At 73.2% G+C, this 20,053-nt stretch carries 16 protein-coding genes, 3 pseudogenes and 1 riboswitch; of the genes and pseudogenes, 11 read left to right on the plus strand and 8 right to left on the minus strand.

The window, feature by feature from the left end:
* The first annotated feature begins 119 nt into the window (after positions 1–119).
* Positions 120–380: a hypothetical protein gene (locus J2S44_RS41745; RefSeq protein WP_310429026.1), complete on the plus strand. Its 261-nt coding sequence runs from the start codon at positions 120–122 to the stop codon at positions 378–380.
* A 94-nt stretch (positions 381–474) separates the two neighbouring features.
* On the opposite strand, the gene J2S44_RS41750 is transcribed toward J2S44_RS41745, so the two are convergent.
* Positions 475–1,683, minus strand: coding sequence for an MFS transporter (locus tag J2S44_RS41750; protein ID WP_310429028.1), 1,209 nt, complete (start codon positions 1,681–1,683; stop codon positions 475–477).
* A gap of 67 nt (positions 1,684–1,750) precedes the next feature.
* On the opposite strand from J2S44_RS41750, the gene J2S44_RS41755 reads away from it, so the two are divergent.
* The 3 genes from J2S44_RS41755 to J2S44_RS41765 are packed head-to-tail and all read left to right on the plus strand — an operon-like array spanning position 1,751 to position 4,005.
* Positions 1,751–2,470, plus strand: a complete 720-nt coding sequence (locus J2S44_RS41755; protein WP_310429030.1) for an alpha/beta fold hydrolase — start codon at positions 1,751–1,753, stop codon at positions 2,468–2,470.
* Positions 2,471–2,490: 20 nt separating this feature from the next.
* Positions 2,491–3,282 carry a helix-turn-helix domain-containing protein gene (locus J2S44_RS41760; RefSeq protein WP_310429032.1) on the plus strand — a complete coding sequence of 264 codons (792 nt, stop codon included), beginning with the start codon at positions 2,491–2,493 and terminating at the stop codon, positions 3,280–3,282.
* A 12-nt stretch (positions 3,283–3,294) separates the two neighbouring features.
* Entirely contained in the window at positions 3,295–4,005 is a 711-nt protein-coding gene (locus tag J2S44_RS41765) for an SDR family NAD(P)-dependent oxidoreductase (RefSeq protein WP_310429034.1), read from the plus strand.
* Between the two features lie 15 nt (positions 4,006–4,020).
* Here the strand turns inward: J2S44_RS41765 and J2S44_RS41770 are convergent, their stop codons facing one another.
* The 3 genes from J2S44_RS41770 to J2S44_RS41780 all read right to left on the minus strand — a co-directional run bounded on the left by J2S44_RS41770 (position 4,021) and on the right by J2S44_RS41780 (position 9,576).
* Entirely contained in the window at positions 4,021–4,635 is a 615-nt protein-coding gene (locus J2S44_RS41770) for a hypothetical protein (protein WP_310429036.1), read from the minus strand.
* Between the two features lie 16 nt (positions 4,636–4,651).
* A complete protein-coding gene (locus J2S44_RS41775) occupies positions 4,652–8,527 on the minus strand; it encodes a hypothetical protein (protein ID WP_310429038.1) in 3,876 nt (1,291 codons plus the stop codon).
* A 272-nt stretch (positions 8,528–8,799) separates the two neighbouring features.
* Positions 8,800–9,576, minus strand: coding sequence for an SAM-dependent methyltransferase (locus tag J2S44_RS41780; protein WP_310429039.1), 777 nt, complete (start codon positions 9,574–9,576; stop codon positions 8,800–8,802).
* Positions 9,577–10,225: 649 nt separating this feature from the next.
* On the opposite strand from J2S44_RS41780, the pseudogene J2S44_RS41785 reads away from it, so the two are divergent.
* A pseudogene (locus J2S44_RS41785) lies at positions 10,226–10,447 on the plus strand (hypothetical protein); the annotation flags it as partial.
* A 100-nt stretch (positions 10,448–10,547) separates the two neighbouring features.
* On the opposite strand, the gene J2S44_RS41790 reads toward J2S44_RS41785, so the two are convergent.
* On the minus strand, positions 10,548–11,048 hold the full coding sequence (locus tag J2S44_RS41790) for a peptide deformylase (protein ID WP_310429041.1): 501 nt from the start codon (positions 11,046–11,048) through the stop codon (positions 10,548–10,550).
* 314 nt (positions 11,049–11,362) lie between these two features.
* On the opposite strand from J2S44_RS41790, the gene J2S44_RS41795 reads away from it, so the two are divergent.
* The gene (locus J2S44_RS41795; protein WP_306829691.1) at positions 11,363–11,563 is read left to right on the plus strand and encodes a DUF5999 family protein; all 201 of its coding nucleotides are present in this window, start codon (positions 11,363–11,365) and stop codon (positions 11,561–11,563) included.
* Positions 11,564–11,818: 255 nt separating this feature from the next.
* Here J2S44_RS41795 and gcvP read toward each other — a convergent pair whose 3' ends face one another.
* Entirely contained in the window at positions 11,819–14,647 is a 2,829-nt protein-coding gene (gene gcvP / locus J2S44_RS41800; protein WP_310429043.1) for an aminomethyl-transferring glycine dehydrogenase, read from the minus strand.
* Between the two features lie 75 nt (positions 14,648–14,722).
* Positions 14,723–14,812, minus strand: a riboswitch (glycine riboswitch).
* Positions 14,813–15,043: 231 nt separating this feature from the next.
* Here gcvP and J2S44_RS41805 point away from each other — a divergent pair.
* The 3 genes from J2S44_RS41805 to J2S44_RS41815 all read left to right on the plus strand — a co-directional run bounded on the left by J2S44_RS41805 (position 15,044) and on the right by J2S44_RS41815 (position 17,541).
* Entirely contained in the window at positions 15,044–15,811 is a 768-nt protein-coding gene (locus J2S44_RS41805) for an ATP-binding cassette domain-containing protein (protein WP_310429045.1), read from the plus strand.
* Between the two features lie 10 nt (positions 15,812–15,821).
* Positions 15,822–16,820, plus strand: coding sequence for an L-glyceraldehyde 3-phosphate reductase (gene mgrA / locus J2S44_RS41810; protein ID WP_310429047.1), 999 nt, complete (start codon positions 15,822–15,824; stop codon positions 16,818–16,820).
* A gap of 109 nt (positions 16,821–16,929) precedes the next feature.
* Positions 16,930–17,541 carry an SMI1/KNR4 family protein gene (locus J2S44_RS41815; protein WP_310429049.1) on the plus strand — a complete coding sequence of 204 codons (612 nt, stop codon included), beginning with the start codon at positions 16,930–16,932 and terminating at the stop codon, positions 17,539–17,541.
* Here the strand turns inward: J2S44_RS41815 and J2S44_RS41820 are convergent.
* Both J2S44_RS41820 and J2S44_RS41825 read right to left on the minus strand, forming a co-directional pair.
* Positions 17,538–17,711, minus strand: coding sequence for a hypothetical protein (locus J2S44_RS41820; RefSeq protein WP_310429051.1), 174 nt, complete (start codon positions 17,709–17,711; stop codon positions 17,538–17,540). The two genes, J2S44_RS41815 and J2S44_RS41820, sit on opposite strands and share 4 nt — an antisense overlap.
* Positions 17,712–17,765: 54 nt before the next feature.
* Entirely contained in the window at positions 17,766–18,695 is a 930-nt protein-coding gene (locus J2S44_RS41825) for an NmrA family NAD(P)-binding protein (protein ID WP_310429053.1), read from the minus strand.
* A gap of 97 nt (positions 18,696–18,792) precedes the next feature.
* Between J2S44_RS41825 and J2S44_RS43100 the strand changes: the two are divergent.
* A pseudogene (locus tag J2S44_RS43100) lies at positions 18,793–19,164 on the plus strand (LysR family transcriptional regulator); the annotation flags it as partial.
* A gap of 228 nt (positions 19,165–19,392) precedes the next feature.
* A pseudogene (locus tag J2S44_RS43155) lies at positions 19,393–19,881 on the plus strand (LysR substrate-binding domain-containing protein); the annotation flags it as partial.
* Between the last annotated feature and the right edge of the window lie 172 nt (positions 19,882–20,053).

Consider the following 20,053-nt stretch of genomic DNA (forward strand, 5'->3'; position numbering starts at 1 on the left):
GACCACGCCGCGCCATCCGCCCCGGTCGAGGACCCGGGCCGGCCTGCCGCAGCGGGGAGCCGGGCGGCCGTCATGCTGCGCGCGTGGACGAACCCGGCCCGCCATTCGCTGTCGCGTTCGTGCGTAGTGTGGCCGTCCTGGCGCTGGAGGCCGACGCGCAGACGGCGTGGCTGGACAGCAGCGGCACCTTGCCCTCCGCGGACGAGCCGGCGCTGGAGTTCGACGACGGCTACCGGCTGGCACCGACCTTCGTGGAGCACGGCTGGCTGGACGGCGCGGCGATGCCGGCGCTGGCGCGGATCGACGCCCAGCTGGACGCGATGAGCGGACCGCAGAACAGCGACCTGTGGCACGTCACCGCCCTGTCCGGTGCGGCATAATGGGCGCGCGTCCGGGCGTTGGCGACGACGGCCCTCATCCTGCTCGACTGAAACACGGGTGCCGGCCTGTCTCGGGACGGGCGGGCCTCGGCGGTCACGACGGGTGTGCGGGGACGGCCGCCGGGTCGGGGGTGCGGCGGAGGTTGCGGATCGTGGGGGTCAGCAGCAGCGCGGCGCAGCCGAGCAGGCCGGCGGTGACCGACGCGGCCAGCACCCGCTCCGCGCCGATCCAGGAGGACACCGGGCCGGCCAGGGACTGGCCGACGGGGAGGCTGCCGTCGGAGCCGAGGACCTCGTAGGCGGTGAGCCGGTTCAGCATCCGCGGCGGGACCTGGGTCTGGACGCTGGTCTGCCACATCACCGACCAGAACGCCCACGCCGCGCCGTTCGCCACGGCCGCGGCCAGCAGCACCGGCAGGCCGGCGTGCAGCGCGATCGCCAGCGGCAGCAGCACGTAGCCGGTCATCGCGACCGCACCGGCCGCGAGCGGGCGGGCCGGGCGCAGGCGCAGCGCGGCCAGGCCGCCGAGGATCGTGCCGGCGCCGACCGCGGACTGCGTCCAGCCGTAGGCGGCCGGGCCGAGCGTGCCGCTGATCAGGGTCGCGCCGAGCGGCAGCAGCGGCCCGAACAGGAACACGCCGAACACGACCCACACCAGGATGACGCCCCACAGCCAGGTCCGGGAGCGGAACTCGTGCCAGCCGGCGACCAGGTCCGCGGCCATCGACGACCGCTCGGCGCGCGGGACCGGGCCGACCCGGACGAACGCCAGGCAGACCGCGCTGACCGCGAACGTGGCCGCGTCGACGGTGTAGACGACGCCGGCGCCGGCGAAGCCGAACAGGATGCCGGCCGCGGCCGGGCCGAGCAGTTCCGCGATCGCGTTCGCGACCCGGATGGTGGCGTTGGCGCGCTGCGGGTCGTCGGTGATGAGCGGGATGATGCCGTTCACGCCGGGCTGGTACATGGCGGACGCGGCGCCGCTCACGGCGGAACAGGCGATCAACAGCCACAGCGACGGTACGCCGGTGAGGAACCCGACCGCGACCGTGCCCTGCGCGGCCAGCCGCACCAGGTCGGCGCCGAGCATCAGCGGACGCGCGCCGATCCGGTCCGCGAACACGCCGCCGAACAGGATGAACCCGAGGAACGGCACCATCCAGGCGGCCAGCACCACGCCGATCCCGGTGGCGCCGTGGATCGCGCCGATGGCCAGTGCGGACGCGACCAGCAGCATGGCGTCGCCGAAGACCGAGACGGAGCGGGCCACGAAGTACCGGGTGAAGTTGGGCGTCCAACGCATCCGCTGATCTTCGCCGATGTGAGCCACGCCCGCGCGACGACACGATACTCACCGGTAATATCCCGGGGTGCAGAAGATCCTTAACACGAGGGAATGGGGATCCGGTGACCGCGTCGCGGTGCTGATCCACGGCATGATCACCGATTCGCGCAGCTGGCACGAGGTCGGTCCGGCGCTGGCCGGGAAGGGTTACCGGGTGCTCGCACCGGATCTGCCCGGCCACGGCCACTCCCCGGCGCCGGACGGCGACCTGACGCTGCCGGACGTCGTGGACCTGCTGCTGCGCACCGTGCCCGCCGAGCCGGAGCTGGCGGTCGGGCACTCGCTCGGCGGCGTCGTCCTGGCCGCGGCCGTCGGCGCGCTCCGCCCGGCCCGGGCCGTCTACGTCGACCCGCCGCAGCGGCTGGACGACGGCGGGTACAGCCTGGAGGCGACGATCGCGTACCTGAACAAGCGCAAGGCCGCCCGCAACCGCGAGACGCTGCTGCGCGACCGGCCGTGGTGGCCGGAGACGGACATGCTCAACGAGATCGAGGCCGCGCTGCGCTGGGACACCACGTCCACGGCGAAGCTGCTGGCGTCCGCGGCCGACCGGGACCTGGCGCCGGTCGCGTCCGTGCCGTCGCTGCTGATCAGGGCGGATCCGAGCGAGTACGTGCCGGACGACGCCGCGGTGGAGCGGCTCACCGCCGCCGGCATCACGGTCCGCACCGTCCCCGGCGCGGGCCACACCGTCTGGTACGGCCGGCTCACCGATTTCCTGTCCGCGATGGACGGCTGGGTCTGACACCCGGCACACTCGGCATCGTGGCGGTCCACTCGGTGCCGGTGCACTGCGACGCGCGCGCGTGCGAGCCCCGCGTCGCCGCGCCGCACCCGGCGTTGCGCGGCCTGGTCGCCGGGTACGCCGGGTTCGGCCGGCCCGGCGCCCGGCCGGTCACGCACCGGCTGCTGGCGCTGGCCGCCACCGCGGTCATCGTGGACGTGCGGGCCGGCACCGCCGTGGTCACCGGGCCGCGATCCGCCGGAGGCGTCTGCGCCGAGCACACGTGGGGTCATGGCGTGCTGATCGCGTTCACTCCGCGCGGCGTGTCGGAGCTCCTCCACGTACCCTCGGCTGATCTTGTGGATGGTGTGCTGCCGGCCGGGAGCCGCGCCGCGGAACTGGTGGACCGGCTGGCCGCGGCGCCGTCCTGGAACGCGCGCCGCGCGACGCTGGACGCGCTGCTGTCCGCGCGCGCCGGTGCGTCGCGGGCCGGCGCGACCACGCACGACACGCTCGCGGACGCGGCCTGGCACCTGCTGCAGCGGGACGGCGCCCGGGTCGCGGACGTCGCCGCCACGCTCGGCGTCGGCCGCCGCCGCCTGGAGCTGGCCTGCCGTCGCCGGCTCGGCCAGTCGCCCGCCCGGATCGCCCGGATCGCCCGTTTCCAGCGCGCGGTCGGCCTGCTCACCCGCGGTCTGCCACCCGCCGCGGTCGCGGCCCGGACCGGCTACGCCGACCAGCCGCATCTGACCCGCGAGTCACGCACGCTGGCCGGCCTGACGCCCGGGGCGCTGCGCGCGATTCTTCAAGACGCGGCACCGGTACGCCGTTAACGTCCGGAAACCATGACGCTCACCGGAAAGACCGCACTCGTGACGGGCGGCTCGCGCGGCATCGGCCGGGCGATCGTGCACCGGCTGTCCGCGCTCGGCGCGCGCGTCGTCTACACGTACCGCCGCGAGGCCGCCGAGTTCCCCCGCGACGACGTGATCGCGGTCCGCGCCGACCAGGCCGACCCCGGCGCGCTGGACGCGATGTTCGCACCGGTCCGCGAGTCCGGCCTGGACATCCTGGTCAACAACGCCGCGATCGCACCCAGCATCCCGATCGCGGACCTGACCGGCGACGACTTCGACCGGGTGATGGCGATCAACACCCGGTTCCCGCTGCTGGCCATCCGCGAGGCCGCCACGCTGATGCGCGACCACGGCCGGATCGTCAACCTGTCCACGCTGAACACCGTGGTCGCCGGCCCCGGCCTCGCGCTCTACTGCGCCAGCAAGGCCGCGCTCGAACAGATCACCGCGGTCGCCGCCCGCGAACTCGGCCCGCGCGGCATCACGGTCAACACGGTCTCCCCCGGCCAGACCGACACCGACATGCTGCGCGCCACCGCCCCCTGGCCCCGGATCGAGGCGACCGCGGCGGCGTTCGGCGCACTCCGCCGCGTCGGCACCGCCGACGAGGTCGCCGCCGTCGTCACCTGGCTGACCGGCCCCGACGCCGGCTGGATCACCGGCCAGAACATCCGCGCGACGGGCGGCCTGGTGGTCTAGGCGGAACCGCGGGCGTCACTGATCCGGCCGGTCTCCGGGCCGTGGGCGCATGTCGACGATGTGCGCAAGGAACTGCGGGTACGACTCGAAGATGGGAGATACCGACTCGCTCGGTGGCCTGCCGTCCAGATAATCGTCGCGGAGGTCGGCCTCGGCCCAGGCGAAGATACGCCGGTCGTGCGGATCGGACAGGGTGATGCCGATGTAGAGGTCGATGTCGAGATCTGCGCAGCCACCGATGGTGTAGACGCCGGCGCGATCCGCGAAGAGGTCGCGCTGCTCGGGGTCGCTGTAGCCGGTGAACATCTCAAACCAGAGATCCTCGACATCCTCGGAGTACGGCGAATCGTCCCAGATGAAATCGTCGACTCGCACGAGCTGCGGCGGATACACGAAGGCAAGCGTGGTGCGCACCGCACGGAACCACGGCGGAAGTATCACCCGGGCATCAGCGGCGTACGCGTCGAGCAGCGCGTCGCGCTCCTGCACGAAGGTGAGCGAGTCGTGGTTGTCGACGAACGCCGCGAGATCGTCCCGCTCCGCTTCGTTCAGGCCAGAGGCCGAAACCCAGTCCCGTGCGACCTCGGCCGTACCACGGGCGACGCGCCCCTCCGTGTCGAAATCAGCCATGTGCGGGTACGGCTCCTCAGGTGTGTTTGCGGAACATCTTGACGATCTTCTGCATCTTGCGGCGCTGCCCCACCGGTGTGACCGATACACCGTTCTTGTCCCGGGCCTTCGGATGGATCTGTGGCGCTATCTTCTTCCCGCCGTCCCAGACCCACAGCCGCATGACCGCGTTCGCGCGCTGCGCCGACTCCTTGACGTTACGTGCCGAGGTGAAGGCGGCCCGCAGGTCGTTGTGGAAAGCGCCGGTGCCGTCCGTCTGCTGGTCCTTCTTGGAGACCGTGGGATAGTAGACCGCGCCGACGTGCCCCTGCGGAATGCTGAAGTTGCGGGGCCGGCTCTCCCGCGGGAGCCGGTCATAGACGATGTCCGGCGTGGACGCATCGGGATCGAAGACGACCTCGAAGGTGTTCGAGCGCAGATCGTGCTGCAATGTAAGCCATCTCGTGCCTTCGACCGCATCGGTGGCGGCCCGCTGCGTCACGTCGAGAATGTAGTCGCTGGGCAACCATTCGTGCGTACCCTTCATCGCGTCCCGGAAGCGTTTCTTGACGAAGTTCCGGTTCGACGCCGTCGCCCACGCGGTGATGAACTGCGGGAGCCCGATGGTTCCGGTCACCGTGCCCTGTGTGACCGTCATCGGCCTGTTGGTGGCCAGGTTCTCCAGGAACTGGAGGATTCCGTGCTGGGCGACGGCGATTCGGAGCACCGCGTCGGCGGTGGCGAGACCGCGAATGCGGGCGAGCCGCGTGGCGGGATTGATCTCTCCCCACACCTCGGCGCCGTCGTCGACCCGCTCGATGCGCACGATCGACACTCCGGTCGCCCGCGCCATCGCCGCACCGAGGCTGGACAGCGAGTCGGGTACATGGGACGGTGACGGGGGCAGCGCGAGCATGCCAGTCGCCCGGTCGAAGCGCGCACCTCGGTGCCGGGCCAGGAACGCCCTAATGGCGCGCAGGCCACGGCCGATGCCACTGCCGCGGTAAATGACCCTGCCCTCGCTCACCGAGTCGATCTCCCTGGCCAGTTCCGGCGGAGCCGAGGCGATGGTGGCCTCGGCCGACTGAACGAGCCGCTTGATCCGCGCGTCCTGCTGGTCCGCACGATCGCGCCTCGGGCGGCGGGGGGCGCCCGGGCCGCGGGGCGTCTTCGGCCGGCCGGGAGCCGCCGGGCGCGTGCGATCGCCCGATCGCCCGGGTTTCCTCGGCTTGATCTTCGCCCAGAGTTTCTTGATCAGGCCGGTGATCTTGTCGAGGACCGCGTCGATGGCGCGGGTGACGGGGCGGGACATGGATTGGAAGATCTGGCGGACGCGGGCGGGGATGCCGCCCAGGCCGAGCAGGGCGGCGAGGGCGCCGAGCAGGACCGGGATCGAGCGGGCCAGGGCGCGTTCGACGAGGGCGGGGACGCCGCCGGTGCCGCCGCGGGCGACGGCGATGACGGCGTCGAGGACCGCGTCGACGAAGGCGATGATCTGGCGGGCCTGGGTGACGATGAAGCGGATGATGTCGATGATCAGCTTGCAGGCGCGGATGAAGGCCGATGCCGGGTTGAGCATCGACAGGATCGTGGTGGCGCCCGCGACGATGATCGTCGGCACGAGGTACTCGACGAGTTTCGAGGTCAGCTCGCGTTTCAGGTCGCCGACGCGGGACCGCACCTCGTCCCACAGGCCCTCGATGCCCCGTTTCTTGAGCTGGGCAACCAACGGCACGGCGGTCTCGGCCGCGGTCATCGCCTGCGGCGGCACCCGGCCGGCGAGGCGCGCGCGGAGGCCGGCCCAGGACACGCCGAGCAGGCCGGCGAGGAGCAGGAAGATGCCGCGTACGTCGAAGGTGGTCGGGATCTTGAGACCGGCGGCGGGTGCGACGCCGAGCAGCCAGGTGAGCAGGCCGGACACCAGGTGGTTCTTGGCGTTGCTCATGAAGAGCTTCAGGCCGCCGCCGACGCCGGAGACGAGGTTGCCGAGGAAACCGATCGGGTCCTTGAGGATGGCCAGCACCGCCTGCGCGGCCTTGCGGAGCACGCCGAGCAGCAGGTTCTTCAGCTCGGTGATGGTGTCGATGACGCCCTTGACGGCGTCGACGACCTTGGCGGCCACGCCCTTGTTCTTCTCCTTCTCCGCGGCGATCTCGTCGTCGACGTCCTTGAGCGCGTCGGTGTACCTGGTGGCCAGCGTGTCGACCAGTTCGGTGCCCTTGTCGTCGACCTCCTGGTGCAGTTCGTCGAACCGGTCGGCGAACTCGCCCGCCGCCTCGCGGCCGATGGCCCGCAGGTCGGCGGGGAGGCGGCGGACCGCGTCGTGCAGCTGGGCCTTGCCGTCGGCGATGCGCTTCTTCGCGCGCTTCAGTTCGGCGGCGATCGTGTCGGCGATGTTGCCGATCACGGTCTCCATCCGGGTCACGTAGTGGTCGCGGGCGACCACGAAGATCCGGTTGGCCTCCTCGGGCAGACCGCCGATCAGGTCGCCCGCCCAGCGGAGCTTGCCGGCGGCGCCGCCGTAGCGCCGGTCCTTGTAGTCGTCCATCAGGCGCCGGTGCTCGGCGGTGAAGTCGTCGCGGGCCGACCGTTCCTCCCGGGTGAACTGGTCGTCGACCATGTGGTCCAGGCCGGACAGGATGTCCTCGACGTCGTTCTTCGTCGCGTCGAAGACGCGCTGCAGCGTCGCGGTGACCTGGGCGCGCTTGGCCTCGTCCCGGCTCTTGGCGGTGTCCTTGCCCGCACCGACCCGCCGGCCCGCGGCGGTCCGGGTGCCCGTCATGTCCTGCATGGCGGCGGCGCCCAGACCGGCCGCGCCCGCCGTCGCGGCCGCGAGCGTGCCGGCCTCGTGCGCCCGCATGCGGTGCTGGGCCCGGGGCGCCTCGCGCTCCATCGCCTTCTTGCCGTCGAGCGCCTGCTTGAAGCGCGGCTCGTTCGACTTCGCCAGCTGCGCCTCGGTGATCTGGGCGTCGGCCATCTGCCGGTCGACGTGGCGCGGTCCTCCGGAGGTGTCGGTGGCCGCCGGCGGCAACCGGTCCGGGACGGCACCGGCCGGGTTCGGCCGGCCCGGCACGCCCGGTGGCCGGTCCCGGGTGAGCGGGCCGACCTTCTTCGACACCGCCTTCGACGTGTCCGGAGGCGCGGCGATGGTGGTGGCGATCTGGGTCGCCGACGCCTCTTTGCCCTCGTCGACCTGCCCCTCGACCTGGGCCTTGATCTCGGCCGGTCGCTCCGACTCGGCGAAGCTGTCGGCCTCGTCGAGGTTCTGCGGTGCCTTCCGGGCGATCGCCTCCTTGACCGCGCGGACGAACGCCGCCCGGTCGAACTCCTGGGGCTGCGCCGCGTCCATCTTCTCCGCGTTCGCCGCCTTGCCCTGCGCCTGCTCGTCGTCCCGCGGCGGCAGCGCGGCGTCCTGCGCGTTCGTGGCCTCGTCGCGCGCCGGCGGATGGCTGGTGCCCACCGTCCGCGCCTTGGCGGCGACGTCCGCCTTCAGCGCCACGAACTTCGGATCCCGGTGCGGTCCGGCCCGCCGGGCCGGGGCAGCCGGCGCGCCGGGTGCCGGTGTGGCGGGCCGCCGGCTCCGGGGCGGCTCCGCCACGGCCGGCGGGGAACCGCCGAGTGCCGCCGCGGGCGCGGGCACCGCCGGCTGAGGTGTCCGGCCGGCAACGGTGGCGGACCGCAGCGTCCGGCCGGGAGCGGTGGCGGGCTGGGTTGTCCGGGCGGGAACGGTGGCGGACTGCGGCGTCCGGCCGGGAGCGGTGGCGGACCGCATGGTGACCGCGGTGGCCGCGTTGCCCGCCGTCGACCGTGGGTTCCGTGTCGCGGCGAACACGATCGCGTCGGGGGCGCCCAGCAACGCGACCGTGGTGGCGGTGTTGCCCACCGCCGGGTGCGCGCTCCGCGTCGCTCCCACGGCACGCGACGGCGCGCGTTCCACGGCGGTGGCCGGGTGCACCGCGGTAGCCGGCCACGCCGAGGCAGGCGACCGCACCGCGGTGGCCGGGCGCGCGACGGTAGCCGGGCGCACTGCGGGCGCGGGCGCCTTCACCAGGGTGCGCGCCGGCCGCACGCGCCGTTCACCGGCCTCGGTCACACATCGGCGGGACCCCCATTCGACGCGTCCACGATAGGACCCGGGTACGGCCGGCACACCGATGAAGTCCCTAGGTTCCGGCCGGCCGGAACCTAGGGTTTGCGGGCCAGCCCGCTGCGGCCGTCCATCGGCGGCGGGTCCGCGCCCGGCTCCGGGCGCCACTGCGGGATCGGCACCACGCCCGGCGGGACCGGGTCGAGCCCGTCGAGGTAGCCGGCGACCTGGGCCGGGGTGCGCAGGTTGTACGGGTGACCGGACCGGTTCGCGGCGGCGACCGCGGCGATGATGCCGGGGCTGGTGTCGACGCCGTCGGAGACCGCGAGGTAGCTGCCGGCGGGCAGGCCGGCCATCAGCCGGACGACGACCGCGCGGGCCGTGTCGTAGTCGGCGATGTTGCCGAGCAGCCCGCACATGATGACCGCGACCGGCTCGCTGAGGTCGAGCGTGCGGGCGGACTCGCGCAGGATCGTCTCCGGGTCCTCGGCCGCGCAGTGCACGTAGTCGGTGGCGCCGGGCGGGCCGCCGGCCAGCAGCGCGCGGGCGTGCGCGCGGACCAGCGGGTCCCTGTCCACGTAGACCACGCGGGCCCCGGGCGTGATCCGGCGGGCGATCTCGTGCGTGTTGTTCGCGGTGGGCAGGCCGGCGCCGATGTCGAGGAACTGGCGCACGCCCGCGTCCGCGGCCAGGTAGGTCACCACCCGGACCAGGAACTTCCGCTGCTCGCGGGCGAGGACCACGATGTCCGGCAGGGCCTGGCGGATCCGGTCGCCGACCTCCCGGTCGACCGGGAAGTTGTCGGTGCCGCCGAGCAGGTAGTTCCACACCCGGGCGCTGCTCACCGCGGTCGTGTCGGGTTGTGCCTCGGTCATGGCGCGGCCTCCGTCGACGGGTGACGTCGACGCGACAGTACCGCCGGACCGGTCACCGTGGCGGCCGGCGTGGCGGGTTCCCGCGCGCCGGTGCCATCATGGGCCGGTCGACGACGACGGTGGGGGTCACGTGTACCGGCTGGCTGCGGTGGTCGCCGAGGCGGCGGTGCTCCGGGATCGGGTGGCCGGGTCCCGGCACGGGGTGGTCGCGGAGTTGCGCCGCGGGATGGGCATGGTGCCGATCAGCGACGCGCTGTTCGCGGAGGTGACCGGCGGCACGACGTTCGGCCGGGTGCTGGCGGAGTGGTCGGTGCCGGGTCCGCTCGCGCTCGTGGAGGCCACCTTCCACGGCGGTGACGGTGACCAGACCGCCGAGGTCTGGCGGGACGGTGCGCCGGTCTGGGGGCCGGTCTCCGACGACCGGTTCGACGGCCCGCGGGAGGACTGGCCGATCAACGCGGCGCTGGCCCGGCTCGGGGTCCGACCGAGCGGACGGACGTACGCGCACGACCCGGGGCGGCCGCTCGACCTGTTCGACGACGTCGGCCTCGGGATGGAACGCGACCTGGACGACTGGCTGGCCCGTGCCCGCGCCGGACGGACACCGGCGCACGCCGAGGCGCCGGCCCGCCGGGCACGACTCCGGGAGGCGGAGCGGGCGCTGGCGGAGGTCACGCCGGATCTGGACGGGCGGGCGATCATGGCGTTGCTGGACATCCCACCCGGACCGCTGGTCGGTGCGGCGACCCGGCGGGTGCGGCTCCTGCGCGTCGCACGCGGCCCGCTGTCCCGCGCGGAGGCCGAGGCCGAGCTGCGCGCCTGGGCACGGGAGCAGGGCCTCGGCCAACACGGCGAACACCGGCACGGCTAACGGCCGAGACCGCCGGCACGGTGAACGGCCGAGACGGATCGGTGCGGCGCCCCGAAGCCGGGGCAACGCCCCGGCGGACGGCGGTGGGCGCGCCGGTCGGTTACGCCCGGGACCAGGAGGCCGCGCGGATCTCGCGGAGCGCGGACCGGCGGGCGTCGCCGCGCAGCGTGTCGACGTACAGCCGGCCGGCCAGGTGGTCGGTCTCGTGCTGGAGGATCCGGGCCAGGTAGCCCTCGCCCTCGATCACCAGCGGGTCGCCGTGCTGGTCCACGCCGCGGACCGTGGCGGTGAGCGCGCGCACGGTCGGGAAGTACAGCCCCGGGACGGAGAGGCAGCCCTCGTCGTCCTCCTCGGTCTCGGCGCCGATCTCGATGGTCGGGTTCACGACATGGCCGCGGTGCCCGGCGCTGTCGTCGTAGACGAACACGGCCGCGCTCACGCCGATCTGCGGTGCCGCCACCCCGGCCCGCCCGGGCTTGCCGAGCAGCGTGTCCATCAGGTCGGTCACCAGGTCCCGGAGGCCGGCGTCGAACGTGGTCACGGTTTCGGCGGGGCTGCGCAGGACCGCGTCGCCGAGCACTCGGATGGGCCGCATCGTCATGACCGACAGGCTAGCGGACTCCTTACCGGGGCGACGACGCGACACAGTGTGACGGGACGGATGGCGGACAATCGGTGTGGCAGGTGTGGCGCCCGCGAGTCACACTCGGAGCGTGACAGCGATGACGATCTCCGTAACGCTGGGGTCACCCCCGGTGGGAGCGATCCCAACCGTCCGGGCTGATGTAGATCAGCCGAACGGAGGATTCACGTTCATTCGCGCGCCGCACGCTCGGCGGTGCGCTACCGCCTTGGTAATGTGCATCACCGGGCATGTGAAACATGCCACAGGAAACCCCCGGACCGGAGACCCCGATGTGCCAGCACCAATGCCCCTGTCCGACCTCTGATGCCACCGATCGGGAGGCCGCGAAGGTGATCGCGTCCTTCCCGGAGCAGGGCTGGAGCCTGCTCTGCAACGGTGTCATCGTCTTCGAGGACACGGGCGAACTGCTGCCGGACGGCAGCTGCATCGAGCCCCACCGCGGCCCCGCGCGGCACGCCCTGGCGGCTTGATCCCCACTCAGCCGGACGTCAACGACGCCACTCCGGCGGTGACCTCACCGGGTCACTTCTCGTAACGCACCGTACCGGTGCGGCTCAGCGTCGAGCTGTCTCTCCGTAACCAATCGGCCGTCTGCCGACGGCCGGTCCGGCGAGTGACGCCTCCGCACGGAGGACCCCCGGACCGGCGCCGGAGACCGCCACACCACCGTCATCCGCATGCGAGAAGCCGGGCAGCGTACTGCCCGGCTTCTCGCATGTCCGGCGTCAGTCCTCGAACGCCTCCGGCGCCGGGCAGGAGCAGACCAGGTTGCGGTCGCCGAACGCGCCGTCGATGCGGCGGACCGGCGGCCAGTACTTCGCGGCCCGGTCCACGCCGGGCGGGAACGCGGCGACCGAGCGCGGGTAGGCGTGCTCCCACGTGTCCGCCGAGACGGACGCGGCGGTGTGCGGCGCGTTCGACAGCGGGCTGTCGGCCAGCGGCCACTCCCCCGCCTCGACCCGGGCGATCTCCTCCCGGATTGCGATCATCGCGTCGCAGAACCGGTCCAGCTCGGCCAGGTCCTCGGACTCGGTCGGCTCCACCATCAGCGTGCCGGCCACCGGGAACGACATGGTCGGCGCGTGGAAGCCGTAGTCGATCAGGCGCTTGGCCACGTCGTCCACGGTCACGCCGGTCGCCTTGGTGAGCGGGCGCAGGTCGAGGATGCACTCGTGCGCGACCAGGCCCTTGTTGCCCGCGTAGAGCACCGGGTAGTGGTTACGCAGCCGGGCGGCGACGTAGTTCGCGGCGAGCACGGCCGCGCCGGTCGCGGCGACCAGCCCGTCCGGGCCCATCATCCGCAGGTACGCCCACGGGATCGGCAGGATCCCGGCGGAGCCGTGGTTCGCGGCGGAGACCGCGTTGGCGCCGGGCACCAGCGGGTCACCCGGCAGGTAGGGCGCCAGGTGCTCACGCACCGCGACCGGGCCGACGCCGGGACCGCCACCGCCGTGCGGGATGCAGAACGTCTTGTGCAGGTTCAGGTGCGACACGTCCGCGCCGAACTTGCCCGGCTTGGCGAAGCCGACCAGCGCGTTCAGGTTCGCGCCGTCCACGTACACCTGGCCCCCGGCCTCGTGCACCTTGGCGCAGAGCGCGGCGATGCCGGTCTCGTAGACGCCGTGCGTGGACGGGTAGGTCACCATGATCGCGGCGAGCGAGTCCCGGTGCTGCTCTATCTTGCGGTCCAGGTCGGCGAGGTCGACCGTGCCGTCGTCCTGGCTGGCGACCACGACGACCTTCATGCCGGCCATCACGGCCGAGGCCGCGTTGGTGCCGTGCGCGGACGACGGGATCAGGCAGACCGTGCGCTGCGCGTCGCCGTTGGCCAGGTGGTAGCCGCGGATCGCGAGCAGGCCGGCCAGCTCGCCCTGGGAGCCGGCGTTCGGCTGGACGCTCACCCGGTCGTACCCGGTGACCTCGGCCAGCCAGCCCTCCAGCTGCCCGATCAGCTGCTCGTAGCCCGCCGTCTGGGTGGCCGGGGCGAACGGGTGCAGCTGGGCGAACTCGGGCCAGGTGATCGCCTCCATCTCCGCGGTCGCGTTCAGCTTCATCGTGCAGGAGCCGAGCGGGATCATGCCGCGGTCCAGCGCGTAGTCCATGTCCGACAGGCGGCGCAGGTAGCGCAGCATCGCGGTCTCGGAGTGGTGGCTGGAGAACACCGGGTGCGTGAGGTACTCGCTGGTGCGGACCAGCGCGGCCGGGAGGTCCGTCGCCGCGCCGTCCGGGATGCCGGTCCCGCCGAACGCCGCGACCACGGCCTCGAGGTGCGCGACGGTCGTGGTCTCGTCACACGCGATGCCGAGGTGGTCCGCGTCGATCGTCCGAAGGTTGATGCCCGCGCGCGCGGCGGCTTCGACAACCGCAGAAGCCTTCCCGGGTACGCGTACCAGCAGCGTGTCGAAGAAGTCCTCGTGCACCACGGTCACGCCGTCGATCCGCTTCAGCGCCGAGGCCAGCTGCGACGCCCGCAGGTGCACGCGCCGCGCGATCGACTGCAGGCCGGCCGGGCCGTGGTAGACCGCGTACATGCTGGCCATCACCGCGAGCAGCACCTGCGCAGTGCAGATGTTGCTGGTCGCCTTCTCCCGGCGGATGTGCTGCTCACGGGTCTGCAGCGCGAGCCGGTACGCGGGCGCGCCGTCCGCGTCCTTGGACACGCCGACCAGCCGGCCGGGCAGCGAGCGCTCCAGCCCGGACCGGACCGCGAGGTAGCCGGCGTGCGGGCCGCCGAAGCCCATCGGCACGCCGAAGCGCTGCGTGGTGCCGGCCGCGATGTCCGCGCCGATCTCGCCGGGCGAGCGCAGCAGCGTCAGCGCCAGCAGGTCGGCCGCGACCGTGACCAGCGCACCCTTCGCGTGGGCGGCCTCGATCAGGGCCGCGTCGTCCCGGATCACGCCGGACGCGCCCGGGTACTGCAGGTGCAGCCCGAAGAACTCGTCCGGCAGCGCCTCGGTCGTCAGGTCGAGCACCCGCACGTCGATGCCGAGCGGCTCGGCCCGGGTGAGGATCACGTTGAGCGACTGCGGCAGCGTCTCGGCGTCCACGACGTACACGCCGGACTTGCTCTTGGACGAGCGCCGGGCGAGCGTCATCGCCTCCGCGACCGCGGTGCCCTCGTCCAGCATCGAGGCGTTGGCCGTGGTCAGGCCGGTCAGGTCGGCCACCATGGTCTGGAAGTTGAGCAACGCCTCGAGGCGGCCCTGGGAGATCTCCGGCTGGTACGGCGTGTACGCCGTGTACCAGGCCGGGTTCTCCAGCACGTTGCGCAGGATGACGCCGGGCGTGTGCGTGCCGTGGTACCCCAGGCCGATCATGGAGGTGGCGACCGTGTTCCGCGCGGCGAGCGCGCGCAGCTCGGCGAGCGCCTCCGCCTCGGTCACCGCGGCCGGCAGGTCGAGCGTGCCGTGCCAGCGGATCACCTCGGGGATGGCGACGTCCATCAGCTCCTCGACGGAGCCGTACCCGATGGTCTCGACCATGCGGCGCTGCTCGGCCGCGTTCGGGCCGATGTGGCGCGTGGCGAAGAGATCGGGGTCGAAGAAGGCGGTCATGCGGCTCCTCGGGCGAAGAGGTCGACGGAATCAACCTCCCCCTCTGTCGCACGGCGGAGCCATGCTTCAGAGTCGCCTGCCCGTACGGTCCTTTTGCCTGAGAGGTTCCGGGGAGGATTTGCCCCTTCGGCGCCCGAGAAGTCGAGTCTCTCCCGTACGGATGATGCCGGCACCGCCAACGGTAGCAGTGATCATGTTTCGGGCCGATCTCGGCGGCGGTCCGGGCCCTTCGGCGCTTGCGGACGACTGCTCGACGACTACACGTTGACGCCGGAACCGGCCGGATGTTTCCATTTTCTCGCGTTTAGCATTATCGCAGGTTAAACGGGTGCAAACAGGCGGAAAACCACACGCTCGGGGGCGCGTTTGAGCATCGGTGATGCCCGGAACGGACTCGTGCTGAGCGTGCGGCAGGTCACGGTCGCGGGCGGCGGCGACCGGCCCGCGCTGTGCGAGGTCTCGTTCGACCTGCCGGCCGGCGCCGTCCTCGGCGTGGCCGGCGAGCCCGGCAGCGGCCGCAGCACCCTCACCCGCGTGCTCACCGGCGACCACGTCGAGCACACCGGCACGGTCACGCTCCGGCCGCGGGACGACGGCCCCGAGATCGTGCTGCGCGCGGACACGCCCCGGCCCAGCCGGGCGGAACGGCTGGCCGCCGCGTCGCCGCGCGTCCTGGACGCCGCCGACCCGGTGCTCACGCCCCGGCAGCGGCACGCGGACGTGCTGGTCATCGATGACGCGCCGGCCTCCTCCGCGGCCGCGCTGGCCCGGCTGCGCGACCGGTACGGGTTCGCGATCGTGGTCACCTGCACCGATCCGGCCGCGCTGCGCGGCGTCGCGGACGAGGTCGCGGTGCTCTACGGCGGGCGGATCGTCGAGCACGGCCGCGCCGAGGACGTGTGGGCCGGCCCGCACCACCCGCACACGATCGACCTGTTCGCCGGCGCGCGGTCCGGGGCCACGCCGGCGAGTGAACCGGGCTGCCCCTACCGCGCGCGGTGCGCGTACCGGATGGGGGTGTGTGACGACACGGATCCCGCGCTGGACCTGGTCACCGTGGGCGACGGCGGCACCACGATGACCGCGTGCCTGCAGTACGACCGCGACGTGCCCGACCCGGCGCTGCTGGCCGCCTCGGGTCGAGTCGTCGTACCGCAGGGTTAGGCTCACCGGCGTGACGACGTACAACCCCGCAAGTGACCGCTACCGGACGATGACCTACCGGCGTTCCGGCCGCAGTGGGCTGAAGCTGCCCGCGATCTCGCTCGGCCTCTGGCACAACTTCGGCGACACCCGGCCGCTGGAGACCCAGCGGGAGATCGTGCGGCGGGCGTTCGACCTCGGCGTCACCCACTTCGACCTGGCCAACAACTACGGCCCGCCGCCCGGCTCCGCCGAGTCGAACTTCGGCCGGCTCCTCGCCACCGACCTCAAGCCGTACCGGGACGAGATCGTCATCTCCTCCAAGGCCGGCTACCACATGTGGGACGGGCCGTACGGCGAGTGGGGCTCGCGCAAGCAGCTGGTCTCGTCGCTGGACCAGTCGCTGCGGCGGCTCGGCGTGGACTACGTCGACATCTTCTACCACCACCGGCCGGACCCGGAGACGCCGCTCGAGGAGACCATGGCCGCGCTGGACGCGATCGTCCGCTCCGGCAAGGCGCTCTACGTCGGCATCTCCAACTACACGGCCGAGCAGACCACCCGCGCGGCCGAGATCCTGCGCTCGCTCGGCACGCCGCTGCTGATCCACCAGCCGTCGTACTCGATGCTCAACCGCTGGATCGAGCGGGACGGCCTGCTCGACGCGCTGGAGACCGCCGGCGCCGGCTGCATCGCGTTCAGCCCGCTCCAGCAGGGCCTGCTCACCGACCGCTACCTGCGCGGCGTGCCGTCCGACTCCCGCGTCGCGACCAGCACCTTCCTGAACGAGAGCGACCTGTCCGAGGACACCATGGCCAAGGTCCGCGCGCTCAACGAGATCGCGTCCGGCCGCGGGCAGTCCCTGGCCCAGCTCGCGCTCGCCTGGGCGCTGCGCGACCCGCGGATGACCAGCCTGATCATCGGCGCGTCCAGCACCACCCAGCTGGAGACGAACATCGCGGCGCTCGGCAACCTCGCGTTCTCCGACGACGAACTCGCCGAGATCGAGAAGTACGCGGTCGACCGTTGACCCTCGACGCACCGCCCGGCTCCGGCGACGCGGTCCGCCGCGCGCCGGGGCCGGCCTGGCCCGCACTCCGGCCGGCCGGTCCCGGCCGGGGACGCGAGGACGGCCCGGCATGAGCGTGCACGCGGCCTGGGAGCGGATCGAGCGGTGGATGGCGCGACACGCGCCACGCAGCCTCGCGCTGCTGGCCCCGCCGGCCACCCCGGCCGACATCGCAGCGCTGGACGCCGTGCTCCGCTTCGAGACGCCGCCCGCGCTCGCCGAGTCGCTGCGCCGGCACAACGGGCTGACCGGCCGGGCCAACCTGTTCCCGGACGCCGCGCCGCTGTCCGCGACCTCGATCGCGGAGCACTACGAGACGTGCATGGACGTCGCGGAGGACGTCAACGGCTTCGACCCCGACCCGGAGACCGGCGAGCCGTGGTGGGACCCGTGGTGGGTGCCGTTCTGCGCGGACAACGGCGACGCGCTCGTCGTCGACCTGCGCCCCGGTCCCGGCCACGGCCGCCTCGGCATGGCCCGGCACGCGGCCGGCGGCGACTTCACCGACGGCTACCCGCCGCTCGGCCCGTACCTGACCGCGATCGCGGACACGCTCGACCACGGCGGCACGGTCGGCTCCCGGCACCCGTACCTCACGGTCGACGACGAGCTCTGGTGGAGCCTGCCCGGCGGGACCGGCCTGAACGGCACGCCGCTGCGCCCGGCGCCACGACTGCGCTAGGACTTGCCCAGGACCCGGCGGACGGCGGCCAGCAGGTCACGCTCGAACGCGGCCACCTGACCGTCGTGCAGGCCGGTGCGGTAGTCCGGGTCACCGGTGCGGGTCTCGTCGCGGACACCGTTCAGGCCGTCGGTGTGGCCGTCGGCGTACGCGGTCAGGGCTTCGTCCATGGGGTCCTCCTGTGCAGACACGAGCAGTACCCTCACACGCCGGAAAACCCCTGGTCACTGGCCGTTCGGCCAGCCGCGCTGTCGGCTATCTTCCTTGGTGATCAAGCCACTACGCTCCGCCGCCGGCCGGAACACCTCCACGCACCACCGCCGGAACGAGGTCGGCCCGGTCGTCGCCGGCGTCCGGGACACGCCCGCGTCCAGGCCGTCGTTCTTGGCCAGCGCCATGTCGAGCAGGCTCCGCGCCATCGGCTCGGTGTTCCCGGCGCGCGTCATGGCCGCCACGAACGCGTCCCCCGGCACCCGCTCGTAGCGGACCGGCCGGCCCAGCACGTCACCGACGATCGCGGCGATCCCGTCGAACGTCAGATCCTCCGGGCCGAGCACCGGCACCTCGGCCCGCCCGCCCCACGAGCCGTCACGCAGCAACCGGACCGCGGCCGCGGCGACGTCCCGCGTGGCCACGTGCGGCATCGCCAGGTCCGGCCGGTGCGGACCGCGGAACACGCCGTCCGTGGTGATCGGCACGACGTGCCGCAGCAGATTGTCCATGAAGGACGACATGACCAGCGCACGGTACGCCGCGGCGGTCCCGGCGATCAGGTCGTCCATCGCGTGCGTGGCGGTGACGCGGCCGGCCCGCGCGGCAACCGGCGTGCCGCGCCCGAGCGCGGAGACCGCGACCACCCGCCGGCCCGCGAACGCGTCCAGCACCGGCCGCGCGAACCCGGCGAACGCCTCGGACACGGACGCGGCCGCCGGACTCGGTGGCACCAGCCAGAACACGGTGTCCGCGCCGTCGACGGCCGCGGCCATGACGTCCGGATCGCCGTGCGAGCCGGTCACCACCTCGGCGCGCTCGGCGACGCCCGGCGCCAGCCGGGCCGGATCGCGGGCGACCACCCGGAATCGCACGTCCGCGTCGATCAGCTCGCGCACCACGTGCGCGCCGATCTGGCCGGTGGGCGCGGTGACTACGATCATCGTTCTCTTCCTTCGTGCGGCATCGACCCGTTCAGTCAAGACCCACACCCCCGCGGTACGGAAAGACCGGCTGCGTTCCGATTGATACCGTGCGGATATGAGTGGCCTGGAGACCCGGCAGCTGAGGTACTTCGTCGCCGTGGCCGAGGAACGGCACTTCGGCCGCGCCGCCGAACGGCTGGGCATGGCACAGCCACCGCTGTCCCGCGCGATCCGCGACCTGGAACGCCAGCTCGGCGTCCCGCTGCTGACCCGCACCACCCGCCGGGTCACGCTGACACCGGCCGGCGAGACGCTGCTGACCGACGCGCGGGTGGCGCTGGACGCGGTCGCGACCGCGGAACACCGCGCCCGCCGGGCCGGCCGGCCCGGACTGCGCCTCGCCCTCAAGGCCGACTACGACGGCGGCCTGCTGCCCACGATCCTGGACGCCTACGCCACGAACGCGGCGCGGCCGTCCGGCACCCCGGCCGTGCCCCCACGACGGCCCGGCCACCAACCCGCGCCGGGCCCGCGGACCGAAACGCCGCCGAGTGCGGCGGTCGAGGCGCGGCCCGGTGCGGCGGTCGAAGCGCCGCCCGGTGCGCGGGCCGAAACGTCGCCGGGAGCGGCGGTCGAGGCGCCGCCGCACGCGCCGGTGGCGTCGTTGCTCGGCGCGCCGGTGGCGTCGTTGCTCGGCGGGCCGGTGGAGTTGTTGCTCGGCGGGCCGGGAGAGCAGGAGCGGGCGCTGCGCGACGGCCGGGCCGACGTGGCGTTGCTGCCCGGGCCGTTCGACGCCGCCGGCCTGGACTCCGAACTGCTGCTGACCGGCCCGACCGTGGTGGCGCTCGCCGCAGCCGATCCACTCGCCGCACGCACGGTCATCCGCCTCCCCGACCTGACCGGCCGCCTCCTCCCCTACGGCTCACCGGCCGAACGGGGCCGGGTCGCGCCACCGCCCGCGGACCGGCTCCGCGACCTCTCGCAGATCTTCAACCTGGTCGAGGTCGGCAGCGCGGTCTGGTTCCTGCCCGAGTGGGTGGCCGGGCGCTTCCCCCGGCCGGGCATCGCCTACCGCCCGGTACCGGACCTGGACCCGGTACCGCTCTCGGTGGTCTGGCCGGCCACGTCGCGATCGCCGGCGGTAGCCGCCTTCGTCCGCGCGGCCCGCGACGTCGCCGAATCCCACCCCGTCCCCGCGATCTAGCACCGCCGCGGGTCACCAGCGCCCTCCGTCACCACCGAGTCCCGCCCGGCCACCGTCGTGGATCGGCACCACGGTCATGCCCCCGTCGCGGCGTTGCCGCGCTCCGGCCGGCCTCCGAGGATGCAGCCTCGCCCACGCGACGGCGGCCTCCGTCGAGCCCTGCACAGCGCCT

It is taken from the genome of Catenuloplanes niger, from assembly GCF_031458255.1.
Taxonomy (GTDB): domain Bacteria; phylum Actinomycetota; class Actinomycetes; order Mycobacteriales; family Micromonosporaceae; genus Catenuloplanes; species Catenuloplanes niger.